General features: G+C 69.2%; 15 protein-coding genes. 11 read left to right on the plus strand and 4 right to left on the minus strand.

What is annotated here, in order from left to right:
• Positions 1 to 49 precede the first annotated feature (49 nt).
• Complete coding sequence (locus QMG61_RS00670; RefSeq protein WP_283492616.1) at positions 50 to 2056, minus strand: alpha-1,4-glucan--maltose-1-phosphate maltosyltransferase; 2007 nt, start codon at positions 2054 to 2056, stop codon at positions 50 to 52.
• Between the two features lie 186 nt (positions 2057 to 2242).
• On the opposite strand from QMG61_RS00670, the gene glgP reads away from it, so the two are divergent.
• Complete coding sequence (glgP, locus tag QMG61_RS00675; RefSeq protein ID WP_283492403.1) at positions 2243 to 4828, plus strand: alpha-glucan family phosphorylase; 2586 nt, start codon at positions 2243 to 2245, stop codon at positions 4826 to 4828.
• Between the two features lie 8 nt (positions 4829 to 4836).
• Here glgP and ybaK read toward each other — a convergent pair whose 3' ends face one another.
• Both ybaK and glgX read right to left on the minus strand, forming a co-directional pair.
• Positions 4837 to 5331, minus strand: coding sequence for a Cys-tRNA(Pro) deacylase (ybaK, locus tag QMG61_RS00680; RefSeq protein ID WP_283492404.1), 495 nt, complete (start codon positions 5329 to 5331; stop codon positions 4837 to 4839).
• Between the two features lie 17 nt (positions 5332 to 5348).
• Complete coding sequence (gene glgX / locus QMG61_RS00685; RefSeq protein ID WP_283492405.1) at positions 5349 to 7391, minus strand: glycogen debranching protein GlgX; 2043 nt, start codon at positions 7389 to 7391, stop codon at positions 5349 to 5351.
• Positions 7392 to 7472: 81 nt separating this feature from the next.
• Here glgX and QMG61_RS00690 point away from each other — a divergent pair, with 81 nt between their 5' ends.
• From QMG61_RS00690 to QMG61_RS00735, 10 genes are all read left to right on the plus strand, one after another.
• Positions 7473 to 8660, plus strand: a complete 1188-nt coding sequence (locus QMG61_RS00690) for a cysteine desulfurase family protein (protein ID WP_283492406.1) — start codon at positions 7473 to 7475, stop codon at positions 8658 to 8660.
• Between the two features lie 69 nt (positions 8661 to 8729).
• Positions 8730 to 9872: a tRNA 2-thiouridine(34) synthase MnmA gene (mnmA, locus tag QMG61_RS00695; RefSeq protein ID WP_283492407.1), complete on the plus strand. Its 1143-nt coding sequence runs from the start codon at positions 8730 to 8732 to the stop codon at positions 9870 to 9872.
• Entirely contained in the window at positions 9865 to 12147 is a 2283-nt protein-coding gene (ligA, locus tag QMG61_RS00700) for an NAD-dependent DNA ligase LigA (RefSeq protein WP_283492408.1), read from the plus strand. The genes mnmA and ligA overlap by 8 nt, the downstream gene beginning before the upstream one ends.
• Positions 12148 to 12354: 207 nt before the next feature.
• A complete protein-coding gene (locus tag QMG61_RS00705) occupies positions 12355 to 13842 on the plus strand; it encodes an alpha/beta hydrolase (protein ID WP_283492409.1) in 1488 nt (495 codons plus the stop codon).
• 36 nt (positions 13843 to 13878) lie between these two features.
• Positions 13879 to 14175: an Asp-tRNA(Asn)/Glu-tRNA(Gln) amidotransferase subunit GatC gene (gatC, locus tag QMG61_RS00710; protein WP_283492410.1), complete on the plus strand. Its 297-nt coding sequence runs from the start codon at positions 13879 to 13881 to the stop codon at positions 14173 to 14175.
• 2 nt (positions 14176 to 14177) lie between these two features.
• Positions 14178 to 15725 (plus strand): Asp-tRNA(Asn)/Glu-tRNA(Gln) amidotransferase subunit GatA, encoded by a 1548-nt coding sequence (gene gatA, locus QMG61_RS00715; protein WP_283492411.1) that lies wholly within the window; start codon positions 14178 to 14180, stop codon positions 15723 to 15725.
• Complete coding sequence (gene gatB / locus QMG61_RS00720) at positions 15725 to 17230, plus strand: Asp-tRNA(Asn)/Glu-tRNA(Gln) amidotransferase subunit GatB (RefSeq protein WP_283492412.1); 1506 nt, start codon at positions 15725 to 15727, stop codon at positions 17228 to 17230. Before gatA ends, gatB begins: the two co-directional genes overlap by 1 nt.
• Positions 17230 to 17529, plus strand: coding sequence for a hypothetical protein (locus QMG61_RS00725; RefSeq protein WP_283492413.1), 300 nt, complete (start codon positions 17230 to 17232; stop codon positions 17527 to 17529). Before gatB ends, QMG61_RS00725 begins: the two co-directional genes overlap by 1 nt.
• The gene (locus tag QMG61_RS00730; protein WP_283492414.1) at positions 17526 to 18626 is read left to right on the plus strand and encodes a VIT1/CCC1 transporter family protein; all 1101 of its coding nucleotides are present in this window, start codon (positions 17526 to 17528) and stop codon (positions 18624 to 18626) included. Before QMG61_RS00725 ends, QMG61_RS00730 begins: the two co-directional genes overlap by 4 nt.
• A gap of 147 nt (positions 18627 to 18773) precedes the next feature.
• Positions 18774 to 20045: an HNH endonuclease gene (locus QMG61_RS00735; protein WP_283492415.1), complete on the plus strand. Its 1272-nt coding sequence runs from the start codon at positions 18774 to 18776 to the stop codon at positions 20043 to 20045.
• Positions 20046 to 20277: 232 nt separating this feature from the next.
• On the opposite strand, the gene QMG61_RS00740 is transcribed toward QMG61_RS00735, so the two are convergent.
• Positions 20278 to 20841, minus strand: coding sequence for a hypothetical protein (locus tag QMG61_RS00740; protein WP_283492416.1), 564 nt, complete (start codon positions 20839 to 20841; stop codon positions 20278 to 20280).
• Positions 20842 to 20846: the final 5 nt, after the last annotated feature.

Here is a 20846-nt window from a genome sequence, read left to right on the forward strand (position 1 = left end):
GATGGTGTGGGCGGGACTGCTGCTGCGGCCGGGTTCTCGTGGGCGTGCTTCATGAGACTTGTCCCTTCACGTGCAGGATGTGCACCGGTTCGGTGAATGCGTCGAGGCGCACGAAATTGTCGGCGGCCCAGGTCCAGGTGGCCCCGGTGATCAGGTCCTCCACCTCGAACGACCCACCCTCCGGGATGCCGAACCGGGTGACGTCCAGGTGCACCACCGTCTGCCGCACCGAGTGCGGGTCGACGTTGGCGACGACGATCAGGGCATCCGGCTTGCCCGTGCCGGTGAAGGGCGCGTCGAGGAACTTGCTGTAGACGAGGATCGCCTCGTCCTCGCTGGCGTGGATGTCGAGGTTGCGCAGCTGGCCGAGCGCCGGGTGCTTCGCCCTGATCCGGTTGAGCACCGTGAGGTAGGGCGCCAACGAAGCGCCCTGCTTCTCGGCCGCGGCGTAATCGCGCGGACGGTACTCGTACTTCTCGTTGTCGATGTTCTCCTCCGCGCCGGGCCGGGCCACGCTCTCGTAGAGCTCGAACCCGCTGTACATGCCCCAGGTGGGCGCGGCGGTGGCGGCGAGGGCCGCGCGGATCTTGAACGCCGCCGGGCCGCCGAACTGCAGGTACTCGGAGAGGATGTCCGGGGTGTTCACGAAGAGATTCGGGCGCATGAAGTCGGCCGTCTCGTGGGAGAGCCCATCGAGGAACTCCTCGAGTTCCTCCTTCGTGTTCCGCCAGGTGAAGTAGGAGTAGGACTGCTGGAAGCCGACCTTGCCCAGTGCCTGCATGAGCGCCGGCCTGGTGAACGCCTCGGCCAGGAAGAACACGTCCGGTGCCTCCTCGGCGACCGCGGCGATGAGCCACTCCCAGAAGTCGAGCGGTTTGGTGTGCGGGTTGTCGACGCGGAAGATCGTGACTCCCGCGGCGATCCAGTGCCGCACGATCCGCAACACCTCGGCGCGGATCCCCGCCGGGTCGTTGTCGAAATTGACCGGGTAGATGTCCTGGTACTTCTTCGGCGGGTTCTCCGCGTAGGCGATCGACCCGTCGGGGAGGGTGGTGAACCACTCCGGATGCTCGGTGACCCACGGGTGGTCGGGAGAGGCCTGGAGTGCCAGGTCGATCGCGATCTCCACCCCGCTCTCCTTCGCCGCGTCGAGGAAGAAGGCGAAGTCCTCGAGGGTGCCCAAGTCGGGGTGGATGGCGTCGTGGCCGCCGTCGGCCGACCCGATCGCCCACGGAGACCCCGGGTCACCCGGTCGGGCATTGAGCGTGTTGTTCGGCCCCTTGCGGAAGGCGAGGCCGATCGGGTGGATCGGCGGCAGGTAGACCACGTCGAAGCCCATGGCGGCCACGGCGGGCAGGCGCTTCGCGGCGGTGCGGAAGGTGCCGCTCTGCCAGGACCCGTCCTCGAGGAGCAGTGCCCCTTCGGAGCGCGGGAAGAACTCGTACCAGGAGCCGACGGCGGCGCGAGTGCGTTCGACCAGAATTGTGCGCGGCTCAGAGATCGTCTCCAGGCCCGTGATCGGCCGCACTGCGACGGCGGCGAGCAGCTTGGGGTCCGAGAGCACGGCGAAGCGGGTGTGGGCGGATGCGGTGGCATCGCCGAGGAGCTTCGCCGCAGCCGTGAACAGGCGGCGTTCGGCAATGGGTCGGCCCTTGTCGGTGCCGGCGGCGGTGAGCAGCTTCGTGCCGATCAGGTACATCAACTCGACGTCGATCCCCGCGGCGATCTTCACCGAGGCGTTGTGGTGCCAGGTTGCCCACTCGTCGGCGTAGGCCCGCACGCGGTACTGCCACCGCCCCTGGCTGCCCAGGAGCACCTCGGTCTCCCAGCGGTCCGTCCCGGGCGCGCCGGGGCGCATCGGGTGCCGGCTGAGCGTGCCGTCCGGGCTGGTCAACAGCAACATGACTCCGATGAGGTCATGGCCCTCCCGGAATGCCGTCGCGCCAAAAGGGACGACCTCGCCGGCGAACGCCTTGACCGGCCACAGGTTGTCCGGAATCTGCGGGGACAGGTCCAGGATCGGGATGCGCCCGATCGCGGTCGAAGCCGGTGGCATCGCCGCGGCTGCCGCCGGCGGCTTCACCGGGGTCGTCTTCGGGACGGTCCGGGTTGTTCCGGGGGATTCGGGAGTCGCGCCTGCGCGTTTCACTGTCTTAGCCACCTAATGACCGTAGCGCGAAACCTTGGCGCGGTGCTGTCCGGATTACAGCGTGCGACCCGCATCGGCCCTAGGCTTAGGTCCGTGAAGGCGATCCGCAAATTTACCGTCCGTACCGTCCTGCCCGAGTCGCTTGCCGCGCTCGATGAGCTGGCGGGCAACCTGCGTTGGTCCTGGCATGAGCCGACCCGCCAGCTGTTCGAGCACATCTCACCGGAGCTGTGGCGTGAGATCGGCGCCGACCCGGTCAGGCTGCTCGGTTCCGTCGACCCGGCCAGGCTCGAGTCGCTGTCCAGGGACCACGACTACGTGTCCTGGGCCAACTCCACCCTCGGCAACCTCAGGGACTACCTCGAGCAGCCGCGCTGGTACCAGGGCCTCGAGGGCGAGAAGCCGGAGGCCATCGCGTACTTCTCGCCCGAGTTCGGCATCGCCGCCGCACTGCCGCAGTATTCCGGTGGCTTGGGCATCCTCGCCGGAGACCACCTGAAGAGCGCCTCCGACCTCGGTGTGCCCCTCGTCGGCGTCGGCCTGTTCTACCGTGCCGGCTACTTCAGCCAGGCGATTTCGCCGGACGGCTGGCAGATGGAGAGCTACCCGCTCCTCGATCCCGACGGGCTGCCGCTGTCCGTGCTGCGCCGCGCCGACGGCTCCGCCGTTCAGGTATCGCTGGCCCTGCCCGACAACCGCACCCTGCACGCGAGGGTCTGGCAGGCCATGGTCGGCCGGATCCGCCTGCTCATGCTCGACACCGACATCCCGGAGAACCCGGATGACCTCCGTCTGGTCACCGATCGGCTCTACGGCGGCGGCGGCGAGCACCGCCTGCTGCAGGAGCTGCTCCTGGGCATCGGCGGCGCCCGCGCCGTGAAGCTCTGGAGCAATCTCAACGGGCGCCCGGACCCGGAGGTGTTCCACACCAATGAGGGCCACGCCGGATTCCTGGGCCTGGAGCGCATCTCCAGCCTGATCGGTGAGGGACTGAGCTTCTCCGAGGCACTGCAGGTCGCCCGCGCCGGCACCGTCTTCACCACCCACACGCCCGTCGCGGCCGGGATCGACCGCTTCGATCGCGGCCTGGTGCGGCGCTACTTCGAAACCGACCTGCTGCCCGGTGTCGCGGTCGACGACCTCCTCGCCCTCGGCGCCGAGAACTACCAGGACGGGTCCCCGGACGTCTTCAACATGGCCCTGATGGGCCTTCGGCTCGGGCAGCGCGCCAACGGCGTGTCCAAGCTGCACGGCGAGGTCAGCCGGCGGATGTTCAAGGGCCTCTGGCCGGGCTTCGACGCCGACGACGTGCCGATCGCGTCGATCACCAACGGCGTGCACGCGCCGACCTGGACCGATCCCGCGCTCCTCGCGCTCGCCCAGAACCGGCTCGGCACCAGCGACACCTCCGAGGCGGACTGGGCCTCCGACGCCGTCTCTGACGACGACCTCTGGCAGGTGCGCGGCCAGATGCGGCTCCAGTTCGTCGAGGACGCCCGCCGACGGATCGCGGCCGCCTGGCTCGTGCAGAACCCGGGCGGGATCGTGCCGTCCTGGATCGGCAAGGTCTTCGACCCGAACGTGCTCACGATCGGTTTCGCCCGCCGGGTGCCGACCTACAAGCGGCTCACCCTGATGCTGCACGACCCGGAACGGCTCCGTGCCCTCCTGCTGCACCCGGAACACCCGATTCAGATTGTGATCGCCGGCAAATCGCACCCCGCCGACGAGGAGGGCAAACGCCTGATCCAGAAGGTCGTGCAGTTCGCGTCGGACCCTGAGCTGCGCACGCGGATCGCGTTCCTGCCCGATTACAACATCGGGATGGCCCAGCTGATGTACCCGGGCACGGATGTCTGGCTCAACAACCCGCTGCGGCCCCTCGAGGCCTGCGGCACGTCCGGGATGAAGGCCGCCCTGAACGGGGCGCTCAACCTCTCGATCCTCGACGGCTGGTGGCCGGAATACTTCGACGGCAAGAACGGCTGGGCGATTCCGTCCGCCGACGCCGCGGGGGACTCCGCCGAGCGTGACCGGCTCGAGGCCGATGCGCTGTACGAACTGCTCGAGCACCACGTGGCGCCCCGGTTCTACGACCGCAACGCCGATAACGTTCCCGAGCGGTGGGTCTCCTCGATTCGGCACACCCTCGCCGGGCTGTCGCCCGAACTGAACGCCGGCAGGATGGTGCGCGAGTACGTGCAGCGGCTCTACCGGCCGGCCGGCCAGGCCGAGGCCAGGCTCTCCGCCAACAACTACCGCGCCGCGCGCGAGCTGGCGGTCTGGAAGGGCCGGATCGTCGACGCCTGGCCCGGTGTGGCCGTCGCCCACGTCGAATCGGGCGGGGTCGCAACCGTTCCCAAGGTCGGTGACGAACTGCACCTCCGCGCCCACGTGCACCTGAACGGCCTCGACCCGAGTGATGTGACCGTGGAGGTCGTTTACGGGAAGAGTCTGGGCAACGACGAGCTGAGCGACGTCAACAGAATGGCCCTGGCGCCGGCGGTCGGCCCCGATCAGGAGGCCGCGAGCGGTACCACCGCGGGAGCATCGACACTGTTCACCGGCACGGTCCAGTTGGATCGCGGCGGCGCGTTCGGCTACACCGTGCGGGTCGTACCCCGCAACGACCTGCTCCTCAGCCCGGCCGAGATGGGACTGATCGCCGTAGCCGGGTAACCCGGGGCTCAGGCGCGGGCGATTGCCGCGAACACCGCGCCGGTCATCCCGGCGAGGTCAGCGGGCGTGAGCTCGATGTCGAAGCCCCGGCGGCCGCCGGATACGAAGACGGTGTCGAAGAGTTGGGCATCCTCGTCGATGACCGTCGGCAGCGCGGTCTTCTGCCCGATCGGGCTGATTCCGCCGACGACGTAGCCCGTTTTGCGTTCCGCGGTCTTCGGGTCGGCCATCACGGCCTTCTTCGCACCGACGGATGCCGCCAGCGCCTTGAGGTCGAGCTGGCGGGTCACCGGGACGAGGCCGACGACAAGGGTGCCATCCGCCTCGGCGAGGAGGGTCTTGAACACCCGGGCCGGGTCGAGGCCGAGCTTCTCCGCCGCTTCCAGGCCGAAGCTGGTCGCCTGGGCGTCATGCTCGTAGAGGTGCGGAGCGAACGTGATCCCGGCCTTCTCGAGCGCGAGCGTGGCCGGCGTGCCCGCACCGTGTTCCGCCCGTTTGCCCATCTCTGGTCTGTCCGCGGTCAGTGCGCCCGGAAGAGCTGCATCGACGCGCCGGGCACGAGCAGCCGCGCACCGGGGGCATGTTCGATCACGGCGTCGCTGATGTCGTCGTGGCTCGAGTCCCAGAGCAGCGTGTACGAGCCCACTCCCGCATGCTCGGGCAGGGTCACCGTGACATCCGCTTCCCGGCCCTGCACGATCAACAGGATGCGGTTGAAGTCCTCTCGCTCCGGAGTGCTCGCCGCGACGTACTGCAGCGTGCGCTCGTTCGACGAGTTCCAGTCCTCCTCGGACATCGACTCGCCCAGGGCGTTGTACCAGTCCATCTCGCTGGCGCTCAGGGTTGTTTCGCCGGGGCGGCCGAACCGAACCGGCCTGAGGGCCGGATTCTGTTGGCGCAGCTCGAGCAGTCGCCGACTGACCCGGTGCAGGTCGACCTGCCAGTCGTCCAGATCCCAGTTCAACCAGGTGAGTTCACTGTCGTGGCAGTACGCATTGTTGTTGCCGCGCTGGCTGCGGCCGAATTCGTCGCCCGCGGTGATCATCGGCACCCCGGCCGAGAGCAGCAGCGTCGCGAGGAGGTTGCGCATCGCCTTGCGCCGAGTGGTGAGGATGGTCGTGTTCCGGGTGGGACCCTCGACGCCGTGGTTGAAGGAGTTGTTGCCGTCGGTGCCGTCACGGTTCGACTCGCCGTTGCCGACGTTGTGCTTGACGTTGTAGGCGGTGAGGTCGGCCATCGTGAAACCGTCGTGGGCGGTGATGAAGTTCAACGAGGCGAGCGGCCCGCGCTCCTGAGAGAACGTGTTGGACGACCCGGACAGGCGGGCGGCGAAGCGGCCGATCCCGCTGCCGGCGTGCCCATCGCGCGCCGCGGCGAGGTCGGTCAGCCAGAACGAGCGCATCCGGTCGCGGTAGCGGTCGTTCCACTCGATCCAGCCGTCGGCGAAATTGCCGGTCTGCCAGCCGCCCATGCCGATGTCCCACGGCTCGGCGATGAGCTTGACGTCGGCCAGCTCAGGGTCGGCCTGGATCGCCGCGAGGAGTGGGTGGTCACGCTGGTACTCCACGTTGGCGTCACGGCCGAGCGTGGCCGCCAGGTCGAAGCGGAAACCGTCGATCTGGACCTCGTTCGCCCAGTAGCGCAGCGAGTCGAGCACCAGGCGGTGCGGCACGTCGTGCGAGACGTTGAGGGTGTTGCCGCAGCCGGTGACGTCGATGTAGGCTCCGGCATCGTTCTGTCGATAGTAGGTGGCGTTGTCGATACCGCGCAGGCTACTGACGGGTCCGTTCGGGCCCTCCTCGGCGGTGTGGTTGTACACCACGTCGAGGATGACCTCGAGGCCGGCCTCGTGCAGGAGTTTGACCATGCCCTTGAACTCGCGGAGCACTGCCTCAGGGCCGGCGGATTGGGACGCCATGGTGGCGTAATCGGCGTGCGGCGAGAAGAAATTGAAGGTGTTGTAGCCCCAATAGTTGGTCAGGCCCTGTTTGATCAGGCGCTGTTCCGACACGAAGGCGTGCACGGGAAGCAACTGGACCGAGGTGACGCCGAGGTTCTTCAGGTAGTCGATGGTGGAGGAGTGGGCCAGACCGGCGTAGGTTCCGCGGAGGTCGGCGGGCACGGCCGGGTTGAGCTTGCTCAGCCCCCGCACGTGGGCCTCGTAGACGACGGTGTGGTCGAGCGCGACCTTCGGTTTGACCGACCCGGCCCAGTCGAAGTCACCGTCGATGACGGACGACTGCCACTCGTCGGGGCCGACCCGAACGAGTCCCCGGGAATACGGTTCGATCAGTGTTTTCTCGGGGTGGAACGAATTGCGCGCGGAGGCAGGGCCGGAGACCCGGATGCCGTACCGGCGGCCGGGGGAGAGAGTGCGGGATTTCCCCGACCACACGTCGTTCGCGTCCCGGGTCATCGGCACGGTCTTGACGATCCAGTTCGGGTCGGTGTCGTCGAAAATGCACAGTTCCATCGAATCGGCATTTGTGGACCATACGCGCAGCTCGCCGCCGTTGGCCCCTACCCGGACGCCGAGGTTGCGTAGGGGGTCAGCGGAAGTCATGGGTTCTAGAGTAATGAGTAGAGACGGTCGGTTTTGACCACGCTCTCACGTGCCGACCCCGAAAGCCTGCGGAGGATCCCCATGGCGGTCTACCTGGACCACGCCGCAACCACCCCGATGCTTCCCGACGCCATCAGGGCGTTTACCGAAGCGATGACGGTCGTCGGCAACCCGGCCTCGATCCACAGCCAGGGCCAGCTCAAAAAACGGATGCTCGAGGAGGCCAGGGAAATCGTGGCAGCCGGTGTGGGAAGCGATCCGATCGAGGTCGTCTTCACCGCCGGCGGCACCGAGTCCATCAACCTCGGCATCAAGGGCCTGTTCTGGGCGAGGGCGCCCCGCCGGCGCATCCTCGTGCCCGGCGGCGAACACCACGCCACCGTCGACACCGTCGAGTGGCTCGAACGCCACGAGGGCGCGGTGGTCGACTGGCTGCCGCTGGACGAGCACGGGAGAGTCGAGCCGGCCGCCGTCGCCGCCGCGATCGCCGCCCACCCGGACGAGATCGCACTGGTCACCCTGCTCGCCGCCAACAACGAGGTCGGCACGCTCCAGCCCGTCGCGGAGATCGCCGCGCTCGCGGCGGCCCACGGCATCCCGGTCCACGTCGACGCGGTTGCGGCCTACGGGCACATGCCGATCGACTTCCGCGCTCTCAGCCGCACCGGCGTTTCCGCGATCAGCGTCTCGGCGCACAAGATCGGCGGCCCGGTCGGCATCGGCGCGCTCGTGCTCTCCCGCCGGGCGACCGTTGAGCCGCTGCTGCACGGCGGCGGGCAACAGCGGCAGGTGCGCAGCGGCACCCAGGATGTCGCGGCCGCCGTGGCCTTTGCCGTCGCGGCCGCGGCGGCCGGTGACGACCTGCCCGGCGAGAACGCCAGGGTCGCCCGGCTGCGGCAGGCTGTCGTGGACGGGGTGCTCGCTGCCGTGCCGACGGCGCGCCTGAACGGCGACCCCGACCCGGCCGGGCACCTGCCCGGAACCGCCCACTTCACCTTCCCGGGCTGCGAGGGCGATTCGCTTCTGTTCCTGCTCGACGTCGCCGGCGTCTGCGTGTCGACCGGCTCGGCCTGCCAGGCGGGCATTCCCGAGCCCTCGCACGTGCTCCGGGCCATGGGGCGCAGCGAGGCGGAAGCCCGCGGGGCCCTCCGGATCACCCTGGGCCGCAGCTCGACCATGGCCGACGTCGACGCCCTGCTGGCGGCGCTGCCCGCCGCGCACGCCCAGGCCGCCCGCGCCGGCATGGCCGACCGTGTCCCCGGGCGCTGACCCCGCGGGCCGGGTTCCGGCGCCCAGTCTCGCGTTGGCCATTCGCGCTGACCCGATTACACTCGTCAGGTGAAGGTTTTGGCAGCAATGAGCGGTGGGGTCGACTCCGCCGTCGCCGCAGCCCGCGCGGTCGAGGCGGGACACGAGGTGGTCGGCGTGCATTTGGCTCTCAGCCGGATGCCGGGAACGCTCCGTACCGGTAGTCGAGGCTGCTGCACCGTCGAGGACTCGATGGACGCCCAGCGGGCAGCGAACATCATCGGCATCCCGTACTACGTCTGGGACTTCTCCGAGCGATTCAAGCTCGACGTCGTCGACGACTTCATCGCCGAATACGCGGCCGGCCGTACCCCGAACCCCTGCATGCGCTGCAACGAGCGGATCAAGTTCGCCGCGCTGCTGGAGAAGGCCATCGACCTCGGCTTCGACGCCGTCTGCACGGGGCACTACGCGAGCATCCTGACGGATGCGGACGGCAACCGTGAGCTGCACCGGGCCAGCGCCTGGGCCAAGGACCAGTCCTACGTTCTGGGCGTGCTCACCGCAGAGCAGCTCGCCCACTCGATGTTCCCGCTCGGGGCCACCCCGTCCAAGGCCGAGGTGCGTGCCGAAGCCGCCGAACGCGGATTCTCCGTGGCGACCAAGCCCGACTCCTACGACATCTGCTTCATCCCCGATGGCGACACCCGCGGCTGGCTCGCCGAGCGCGTGCCACCGGCCACCGGTGACATCCTCGACCGCGACGGCAACACCCTCGGCAGCCACGAGGGAGCGGCCGCGTTCACGGTCGGGCAGCGCAAGGGCCTCTCGATCGGAACCCCCGCCGCCGACGGCAAGCCGCGCTTCGTGCTCGAGGTGCGCCCCATCTCGAACACCGTGGTCGTCGGGCCCAAGGAGGCGCTCGCGATCAAGGAGATCGCCGGGACCAGGTTCACCTGGGCCGGACTCGCGCCGGAGCATCCGGACGTGGCCTTCGACTGCGACGTTCAGATCCGCGCCCACGCCGACCCCGAGCCCGCCGTGGCCCAGGTGGTCCCGACCGACGACGGTGGCCTGGAACTCCGGATCCTGCCGGTCGAGCCGCTCACCGGCGTCGCGCCCGGCCAGACCGCGGTGGTCTACCTCGGCACCAGGGTTCTCGGACAGTGCACCATCGACCGCACCGTGAGCGCGCTCGCCGTCACCGAGCCGGCCACCGCCGCGCATGCCTGACGAGGTGGCCGCCGAAACGCCGGCGGCCCTGCACCAGGCCGCCACCGAGGCCGCCGAGCTCACCCAGCGGATCCTTGCGGCGAGGGACGCCTACTATGAGCGCGACGAGGTCGTGCTCTCGGATGCCGAGTACGACGCGCTGGTGCTCCGCCTGGGCACCCTCGAACGAGAGTTCCCCGAGCTCGCCAGCCAGGACAGCCCGACCCAGACGGTCGGTGGTCGCGCCGAAACCAGCCTGTTCGCGCCGGTGCAGCACGCGGAGCGCATGCTCAGCCTCGACAACGTGTTCTCGATCGAGGAATTCGCGGAGTGGGCGGCCAAGGTGGAGCGCGACTCTGCCCGCCGGGTCCATTTTCTCTGCGAACTCAAGATCGACGGTCTCGCGATCAACCTCCGCTACGAGAACGGCGTGCTCGTTTCCGCCGCGACCCGCGGCGATGGAGTGGTCGGTGAGGACGTCACCGAGAACATCCACTGGGTGCCCGGGATTCCGCGGCAGCTCTCCGGCACGGGTCACCCCGCCCTGATGGAGGTGCGCGGCGAGGTCTTCTTCCCGGTCGCGGCCTTCCGAGAACTCAACGCCGAACAGGCCGCGGCCGGCGAACGCGTCTTCTCGAACCCGCGCAACGCCGCGGCGGGCTCGCTGCGCCAGAAGGCCGAGGGCAAGGGCCCCGAACCGCTGCGTTTGATGCGCGCCAGGCTCGACCGGCTCCGGATGCTGGTGCACGGAATCGGGGCCTGGGCCGACCCGCCCGTGGGCGCCCAATCCGAGGTCTATGACCTGCTGGGCGGTTGGGGACTGCCGACCAGCACCTACTTCAGGGTCGAGCCGGATGCCGCGAAGGCGGCGGGCTTCATCGAGTACTACGGCGTTCATCGCGCCAGCGTCGAGCACGAGATCGACGGCATCGTGATCAAGGTCGACGAGCTCGCCCTGCACGCCGAACTCGGCGCCACCAGCCGGGCTCCCCGCTGGGCGATCGCCTACAAGTACCCGCCCGAGCAGGTGAACACCAAGCTCCTCGACATCGTCGTGAGCGTTGGCCGCACCGGCAGGGCGACCCCGTTCGCGGTGATGGAGAAGGTGCTGGTGGCCGGCTCCGAGGTGCGCCAGGCGACGCTGCACAACCAGGATGTGGTCAAGGCCAAGGGCATCCTGATCGGGGACACCGTCGTGCTCCGGAAGGCCGGCGACGTCATCCCCGAGGTCCTCGGCCCGGTGCTCGAGCTTCGCGACGGCACCGAACGCGCGTTCGTGATGCCCGCGAACTGCCCCGAGTGCGGCACCCCCCTCGCCCCGGCCAAGGAGGGCGACATCGATCTGCGCTGCCCGAACGCGCGCAGCTGCCCCGCGCAGGTGCGTGGGCGGGTCGAGCATATCGGCTCACGTGGCGCGCTCGACATCGAGGTTCTCGGCGAGGTCGCCGCGGCCGCGCTGACCCAGCCGACCGTGCCGGCCGAGCCGCCGCTCTCCACCGAGGCCGGACTCTTCGACCTCACCCTGGCCGACCTCCTGCCGATCGAGGTGGTCGTGCGCGACGCCGAGACCGGCCTGCCCCGCGAGGAAGCGGACGGCTCCATCCGTCTGCGCACCCCGTTCCGCCGCAATCCGAGCTCGGCGGAGAAGAAGCAGGGGCTGACCGGGCCGCAGCCGTCCTCCAACGGGGTCAAGCTGCTGCGCGAGATCGAACTGGCCAAGACCAAGCCGCTGTGGCGGTTGCTGGTGGCCCTCAACATTCGCCACGTCGGACCGGTGGCCGCGCGCGCACTGGCCGGCCACTTCGGCTCGCTCGAGCGGGTCCGCGCCGCCTCGCGGGATGAACTCGCCGAGGTGGACGGTGTCGGCGGCATCATCGCGGATGCCGTCATCGCCTGGTTCGAGGTCGACTGGCACCGGGACATCGTCGACCAATGGGCGCGGGCCGGCGTGCAGTTTGCGACTCCGGACCACCCGGGACCCGGCGCGGCTGCCGCGGCCGGCGGGGTGCTCTCCGGCCTGACCGTTGTCGCGACAGGCTCGCTCGAGGGGTACAGCCGGGAGGAGGCCCAGGAAGCCATCATCGCCGCCGGCGGCAAGTCGGCCTCCAGCGTGTCGAAGAACACGGACTACGTCGCCGCTGGGCCCGGCGCCGGGTCGAAACTGGCCAAGGCGGAGCAGCTCGGCCTTCGAATCCTCGACGCGGCAGAATTCCACCTGCTCGTCACCGCCGGCCCCGAGGCACTCGGGGACGCCGTCCGGGGTGATCCGATGCCTCCGTCGGGCGCAGGCCAGTAGGGGGCTTGGCAAGAAACAATTTGGCCGAATTCGCACCCCTTTATGGGGGGAAGGCGACCGGTTTTCCGGGGCTCGGGTTCAGTAGGCTGGAAGAGCAAGCCTTGTGTTTCACGTCGAGCAAACAAACAGCTCGGTGTTCGTGAGGGGACGTACCCGAGTTTGCTTTTGACCGCAGCGACATTGATATCGGCCTCATTGACCTTCTCCATGGTCAGTGAGCCCTTCGAGATGCGCTCGATCTCCTTCCCGGTGGCCACCGCCCGGACCGCGATCGCCCCGCCCCGGGTCACGTCGGCTCGGACTGCCCTCCAGCCCGGTGTCGTCATCGTCGCCGCGCCGTTGTGGCTCGACCTCTCGTCGTCGACGGGAACGTCGGCGACCGTGCCGCTGGCGGCCCTCGGACTGTCGTCCAACCCGTCCTCCGGTCGTGGTTCCAGCGTGGCTTCCCCGGTCTCCGCGGTCGGGGTCGGCACGGCCGGTGAACCCGGGGTCGCGGCGCAGCCGGTGGCCGTGGTGGGCGGAGTGGACGCCGGCCTCGATTCGGTGCGGCGGATGTCCGGGGTCAGCCTCCTGGCCGGCCTGTCACAGTTGTCCATCGGCGACATCTCCACCTTCGTCGGCGAGTTCCCCGGCCAGGTGGATTCCCTGCTGGCCGTCCCACCCGCGGCGACCGAGGTCACCGGCTGGTGGACGGGGCTCGGCGGCACCGAACGTTCCTCCCTCCTCGCCGCGGCACCCCGGCTGGTCGGCAACCTCGACGGCATCCCCTTCCGCGAACGGGGGCGGGCCAACGCGCGTTTCCTGAGCCAGAGCCTCGCCGACGTCGACGAACGCCTCTCCGGCACCATCGACGACGCCTCCAGGGAGGCGCTCACCCGGGAACTCGCCGTTCTGACCCAGGTCGAGGCCGCCCTCCGTTCGAGTGTCGACGGGCCGCACCGGTCCCTGATCATTCTCGACACCGTGGCCGGCGGCCGGGCCGCCATTGCGCTCGGGAACCCGGACACCGCGGCGTTCGTCAGCTACCTCGTGCCGGGCATGAACTACGCGGTGGAAGCTCAGATCGTGAACTGGACCGCGACGGCGGATGCCCTGTACGCCGAACAGCGCACAGTGCTCGCAGAGCGGGCCGGGAACGGCGGGCGCTCCGCGGCCGCGAGCATCGCGGTCGTGTCCTGGATCGGCTACGAAGCCCCGGACCTGTTCAGCGTCGGCGGACTCGACCACGCCGTTGTCGGTGCCGACTTCCTTGAGAAATACTCCCAGGGCCTCCGCTCCGATCGAGTCGGCCACCAGCCGTTCGTCTCCCTGTTCGCGCATTCCTACGGCTCGACCGTCGCGCTCACGGCGCTGTCGCGCGGGTCGTTCGAGGTCGACGCGCTCGTCCTGGTCGGCTCGCCCGGCAGCCAGATCCAGTCCGTCGACAGCCTCAGCGTGGCAGGCGGCAACGTCTTCGTCGGGAAGGCCGACTGGGACCCCGCGGTCAACAGCGCCTTCTTCGGCAGTGACCCCGGCGCCGCCTCCTACGGCGCGCGCCCCCTCGGCGTGTACGGTGCGCACGACCGGCTGACCGGAACCTGGCTCACCGGGTCGCTCGGCCACAACGCCTATTTCGACCGGGGCAGCGAGTCCCTGCACAACATGGCCCTGGTCGGAACGGACAACGCGGATCTGGTCACCAACGGCTCCGAATAGAATTGGGGAATCCACCTCGACGATAATCGGAGCAACATGTCTGAAATCACGGCCGAGCAGGTAGCGCATTTGGCCAACCTCGCCCGGATCGACCTCAGCCCGGAGGAGATCAACCGCCTCACCACCGAACTCGGCCAGATCGTCGATTCCGTCGCAAAGGTAGCCGAAGTGGCGACGCCGGACGTGCCGGCGACCAGCCACCCGATGCCGCTGACCAACGTTTTCCGCCCCGACACGGTCGTTCCCTCGCTCACCGTCGAACAGGCGCTCTCCGGCGCGCCCGACCACGACGGCGACAAGTTCAAAGTGCCCGCGATCCTGGACGAGGAGTGACCATGACCAACCTGATCAAGCTGTCCGCCGCCGATTTGTCCGGCCTGCTGGCCGACCGCTCGGTGAGCTCAGTGGAAGTGACCCGCGCCCACCTCGACCACATCGCGGCCATCGACACCGATGTGCACGCCTTCCTGCACGTGGCGGGGGATGCCGCCCTCGCCACCGCGGCCCGGATCGACGCCCGCCGCGCGGCCGGCGACACGCTCGGCCCGCTCGCCGGCGTGCCGATCGCCATCAAGGACGTGCTCGCCACCCAGGACATGCCGTCCACGGCCGGATCGAAGATCCTCGAGGGCTGGATTCCGCCCTACGACGCCACCGTCGTCAGGCGCGTGCGCGATGCGGGACTCATCTTGCTCGGCAAGACCAACATGGACGAGTTCGCGATGGGTTCGTCGACCGAGTTCTCCGCGTACGGCCCGACCCACAACCCGTGGGACCTCGACCGGATCCCCGGTGGATCCGGCGGCGGCTCCGCCGCGGCGGTGAGCTCCTTCGAGGCGCCCCTCGCCCTCGGCAGCGACACCGGCGGATCGATCCGCCAGCCGGCCGCCGTCACCGGTTCCGTCGGCGTCAAGCCGACCTACGGTGGGGTGTCCCGTTACGGGTCGATCGCCCTCGCATCCTCCCTCGACCAGGTTGGACCGGTCACCCGCACGGTCTACGACGCGGCACTGCTGCACGATGTGATCGGCGGCCACGACCCTCTCGACTCGACCTCCCTCACCGATTCCTGGCCGTCGATGGCTGCGGCCGCCCGTGCCGGCCTGGCCGACGGTGCCCTGAAGGGCGTGCGCGTCGGTGTGATCAAGGAGCTGGCCGGCGACGGCTTCCAGCCCGGCGTCACGCAGCGCTTCGATGAGACCCTGGCCCTGCTCTCCGCCGCAGGGGCGGAGATCGTGCAGGTCAGCGCGCCCAACTTCGAGTACGCGATCGCCGCCTACTATCTGATCCTTCCCGCCGAGGCCTCGAGCAACCTGGCCAGGTTCGACTCGGTGCGTTTCGGTATCCGAGTCAACCCGGCCGATGGACCGCTCACCAGTGAACGCGTCATGGCGGCAACCCGCGACGCCGGGTTCGGTCCGGAGGTCAAGCGCCGGATCATCCTCGGCACCTACGCACTGAGTGCCGGATACTACGACGCCTACTACGGCAGCGCCCAGAAGGTGCGCACGCTCATCCAGCGCGACTTCGACGCGGCCTTCGCCCAGGTCGACGTGCTGGTGTCGCCCAGCGCCCCGACCACGGCGTTCAAATTCGGTGAGAAAATGACCGACCCGATGGCGATGTACCTCAACGACGTGACGACCATTCCGGCGAACCTCGCCGGGGTGCCGGGCATGAGCCTGCCGATGGGGCTTGCCCCGGAGGACGGGCTCCCCGTCGGCCTGCAGATCATGGCACCGGCGAAACTGGATGCCCGCCTCTACACCTTCGGCGCCGCCGTCGAGCGTCTGCTCGAGGCAAGCTGGGGGCACACCCTGCTCAGCCGGGCGCCCGAGCTCGCGCCCACCGAAATGTTCGCCAGCGAAGAGGGAGTCGTCTGATGAAAAAGGCCGAACTGATGGACTACGACAAGGCCCTGGAGCTGTTCGAGCCGGTGCTCGGCTTCGAGGTGCACGTCGAACTGAACACCAAGACCAAGATGTTCTGCGGCTGTGCCAATGAATTCGGGCAGGGTGCCAACACGAACACCTGCCCGACCTGCCTGGGCCTGCCCGGCGGCCTCCCGCAGGTGAACGCGAAGGCGATCGAGTCGAGCATCCGGCTCGGCCTCGCTCTCGGCTGCGAGATCGCCGAGTACTCCCGCTTCGCCCGCAAGAACTACTTCTACCCGGATACCGCGAAGAACTTCCAGACCTCGCAGTATGACGAACCGATCGCCTTCAACGGCCAGCTCACGATCGAACTCGAAAGCGGCCGACTGGTCACGGTCGACATCGAGCGGGCGCACATGGAGGACGACGCCGGCAAGCTCACCCACGTCGGTGGGGCGACCGGGCGCATCCAGGGTGCCGACTATTCGCTCGTCGACTACAACCGCGGCGGGGTGCCGCTGGTCGAGATCGTCACCCAGATGATCGAGGGCGGCGAGGCGGACTCACCCGAGATCGGGCGCACCTACGTCGCCGCGATCCGCGAGATCGTGAAGGCCCTCGGCGTGTCAAACGCGAGGATGGAAGAGGGCAACGTGCGCTGTGACGCCAACGTCTCCCTCCGCCCCCGCGGGTCGAACATCCTGGGCACCCGCACCGAGACCAAGAACGTGAACTCTCTGCGTTCGGTCGAACGCGCCGTACGTTACGAGATCCAGCGCCAGGCCGCGCTCCTGGCCGCGGGTGGAACCATCACCCAGGAGACCAGGCACTGGCACGAGGACACCGGCATCACCTCGGCCGGACGGCCCAAGTCCGACGCCGACGACTACCGTTACTTCCCCGAGCCCGACCTCGTGCCCGTCGCTCCCTCACGCGAATGGGTGGAGGAGCTTCGCGCCACACTGCCGGAGCCCCCGGCCGCTCGGCGCAAGCGGCTTCAGGCCGACTGGGGCTTCGCCGACCTGGAATTCCAGGACGTCGTCAACTCCGATCTTCTCGACGCGGTCGAGGCCACCATCGCCGCAGGCTCGGCCGCGCAGGCTGCCCGCAAGTGGTGGACCGGCGAGGTCGCCAGGCTCGCGAACGTCGCCGGTGTGACCGCAGACTCGCTCGTGCAGCCCGTGCAGGTGGCCGCGCTGATCGAACTCGTCGTGGCCGGCACGCTCACCGACCGACTGGCCCGCCAGGTTCTCGAGGGCGTCATCGCGGGCGAAGGAACCCCGCTCGAGGTCGTGGAGCTCCGCGGCCTCGCGGTGGTCTCGGACGACGGTGCGCTGATCGCGGCGATCGACGAGGCCCTCGCCGCCCAGCCCGACGTGCTCGCGAAGATCCGCGATGGCAAGGTCCAGGCGGCCGGTGCCGTCATCGGCGCCGTGATGAAGGCCATGCGCGGCCAGGCGGATGCCGCCCGGGTGCGCGAACTGGTGCTGGAGCGAGCCGGAACGGCCGAGTAATGGCAATCCGGAAGAGGCAGCAGCCCGCCGAACCCGGGCGAACCGGCTTCGGCATCGGGGTGCAGGTCGTGGTGCGCCTCGACCGCAGCAGCCATCCTGAGGCCATGGACGAAGACCCGAGCGGCGTAATCGTGGCCGCCGGCGAGATGGAGGGGGCGGCCCTGTACGCCCCGATCTCCGGACGGGAGGCGGTCTGGGTGGTGCAGTTCGACGAACCGTTCTTCGGCCTCGACGGATCGGGCCCACACGAGTCCGCCCGGGTCGCGCAGAGCTCGCTCGCCGCGGCCCCGGAAGAGTGAGCGTGGGCGGCGTGCGTCAGGCCGGCGCCGCCGACATCCGGCGCTGGCGGCAGTACCTGGCCGACGAGCAGGCCGAGGCCGCGGTCTACCGCGACCTGGCCGCGCGCAGGACGGGCGAGGAGAGGGAGATCCTGCTCGCCCTCGCCGAGGCGGAAGGGCGCCACGAGGCGCACTGGCGGGATCTGCTCGGCGACCAGGCGGGGGCACCCCGGCGGGGCGCCATGCACACCCGGTTCCTCGGTTTGCTGGCCCGCCGTTTCGGCTCGGTCTTCGTGCTCGCACTGGCCCAGCGGGCCGAATCCCGCTCGCCGTACGACAACGATGCCGATGCCACGAGCACGATGGCGGCGGATGAGCGAATCCACGAGGAGGTCGTGCGCGGCCTGGCGGCCCGAGGCCGACTGCGGTTGGCCGGAACCTTCCGCGCCGCCGTCTTCGGGGTCAATGACGGGCTGGTGAGCAACCTGGCCCTGGTGCTCGGCATTGGGGCGACCGGCGTTCCCGCGACCACGATTCTGTTCACCGGTCTGGCCGGACTGCTCGCCGGGGCCCTGTCGATGGGGGCGGGCGAGTACGTGTCCGTGCGCTCCCAGCGGGAGCTGCTCGAGGCGTCGACCCCGATCCCGGCGACCCGCACGGTGCTCTCGCACCTCGACCTCGCGGCCAATGAACTGACCCTGGTCTACCGGGCCCAGGGCATGACCGTGGAGCGGGCAGAGGTGCATGCGCGCGAGGTCCTCCGCACGGTGGCCATCGCCACCGGGCCGGTTGATCTGGCATCCCCAGGCGAGCTCGCACCGTCGGACGATGAGCACCAGGCGATCGGCACCGGTCTCGGCGCGGCGACGTCGAGCTTCTGTTTCTTCGCCTCCGGGGCCGTGTTGCCCGTGCTGCCCTACCTCTTCGGACTCAGCGGGCCGGCGGCGATAATCGTGGCGGCCGTGCTGGTCGGCCTGGCCCTCCTCGCCACGGGCGCGATTGTCGGACTGCTCTCCGGCGGCCCGCCCCTGCGCCGTGCCCTCCGGCAGCTCGTGATCGGCTTCGGCGCCGCGGGCGTCACCTACCTGCTTGGACTGATGTTCGGCTCAGTCGCGTAGGCGCGGGCCGCCCGCCCGGTGATTGCGCCTGTCGAAATCACTCCACGTCTACCCTCCACAATGCGGGTTTGATCAGGTTATCCACACCCCTCGGTTGGCGTCATGGTGCGGGCTGGGAATGTCGGTGGCTGGTCGTAGTGTTCGGGTATGGCCACCCCGGTGAGTACCTCCCAACAAGAGCTCGGACGGCTCTTCGACGCGGTCGCGGCAGCCGAGAAGGCGATCGCCCAGTGCTTCGCGTCCCGGGCCGAGGCTGTCGACCGGGCCCGCCGGTTCAGCGCCGCGCATGCCGCGGGGATTCCGCTGAGCCTGCAGGCGCGGTGGACCCGGGAGGAGATCGCCGAGCGGGAGCTCTCCAGTGAGCTGGCCGCGACCCTGCGGATCCCGGAGCGCACCGCGGAGAACCTGCTCGCGGAGAGCCGGACTCTGGCCGATGACCTGCCCGGCACCCGGGCGGCGTTGGCGGCGGGGCGGATCAGCTACCGGCACGCGCAAACGGTGGTGCAACAGTCCTGGTCGATCCCGGTCGACGGGCTCGCCGCCTTCGAACAGGCGTTATTGCCCGCGGCGGAGAAGCTCACCGTGGCCAAACTCAAGCACAAGGCCCGCCTGTTGCGGGAGCGGCTGCACCCGGAGACGATCACCACCAGGCGGGAGAAGTCGATCGGGGACCGCACCAGCGGGGTGGTCCCCGAGCACGACGGGATGGCGACGCTGTACGTGACGACGGGGGCGGAGCTGGTGCAGGCGATCTTCCACCGGGCCACCGACCTCGCCACCAGCCTGCAGGGCCCGGGCGAGAAACGCACGCTCAGCCAGATCCGCACCGATGTGCTCAGCGACCTGCTGATCGACGGGGTCACCCCCACCGGGGTGGGCGCGGGAGTGAAAGCGAGCGTGCAGGTGACCGTGCCGGTCATGACGCTCCTGGGCCACAGTGACGAGCCCGGCTACCTCGAGGGGTACGGGCCGATCGACGCCGACACCGCCCGGGACCTCGCCTCGCGGGCGCCGAGCTTCACCCGGCTACTCACCCACCCCGAAACCGGGGTGATCCTCTCCGTCGGCCGAGACCGGTACAAGGTCCCCAAACGCATGCGCCAATTCCTCCGCCTCCGCGACGAAACCTGCCGTTTCGTGGGCTGCAACCGGTCCGCACGCAACGCGGAACTCGACCACACCCATGACTGGGCGCTGCTGGGCATGACCGCAGCCGACAACCTCGCCCACCTCTGCACAGCCAGCCACGCCCTGAAAACCCAAACCCGCTGGACCGTCGCCCAACAACCCGGCGGCATCCTCACCTGGACCTCACCCACCGGGCGCGACTTCACCACCGAACCCGCCACCACGCTCCCCACCGAACCACCGAGCGGACGGCACGCGCCCAGCGGGAGCGGAGACGACCCGCCGTTCTGACCGGCCGGCTACCGGGCGACTACCGGGCCGGGGCCGGGGGCAGCGCCACGTCGCCGCGCAACGATGCACGGTGTGCCCGCACCATGAAGTTCACCGACCGCACAGCGATGCTTCCGATCAACAGGGTGACCGCCGCCAGCACCATCAGGAGGCCCCAGGCCTGCTCGTGCCGTCACGACGCACGCTGCATCGCCTCGGACTCGAAGGTCACGACCCTGGGCCTGGAGACTCGTTAGTCCTCGCTGCCCGAGTCGCTGCCGTGGCCGGAGGAACCGCGGTCGGCCATTTTCTTGCTGTCGTCTTTCAGGTCTTTCACGGTGCGGGTGGCCGGGACGGCCGGGGTGGCCGGAGTCGCAGCGCGGTGCTCGCCGTCTTCGTTGTGCGCCGGGGTGGCGGGAATGGCCGGGGTCGCGGCGTGCGTAGAACCGTTCTGCCTGGGGTCCTTCTGCTTGGTGTCCTTCTGCTTGGTGTCCTTCTGCTTGGTGTCCTTCTGCTTGGTGTCCTTCTGCTTGGTGTCCTTCGACTTGGTGTCCTTCGACTTGGTGTCCTTCTGCTTGGTGTCCTTCGACTTGGCGGTCCCTTCGTCGGCGTCATCGCCTGACTCGGGCGCTGACGAGTCCTCGTCGCTCACGCCGACTTGGCTATCGCTGACGGGCTCGCTGAACGTAGGAGCGGGGGTGGGGTCGATGCTGCCACGTCCAGGGTCGGCCTGAGCGGCGACGATGCCGATTGACATCAACCCGGCAATGCCCAGTGACGCAAAGACGATGGAGCGCTTCTTTGTCCTCTTCGACATGAACG

Origin of the sequence: Cryobacterium sp. PH31-AA6, from assembly GCF_030063195.1 — a bacterium.
Classification (GTDB): Bacteria; Actinomycetota; Actinomycetes; order Actinomycetales; family Microbacteriaceae; genus Cryobacterium.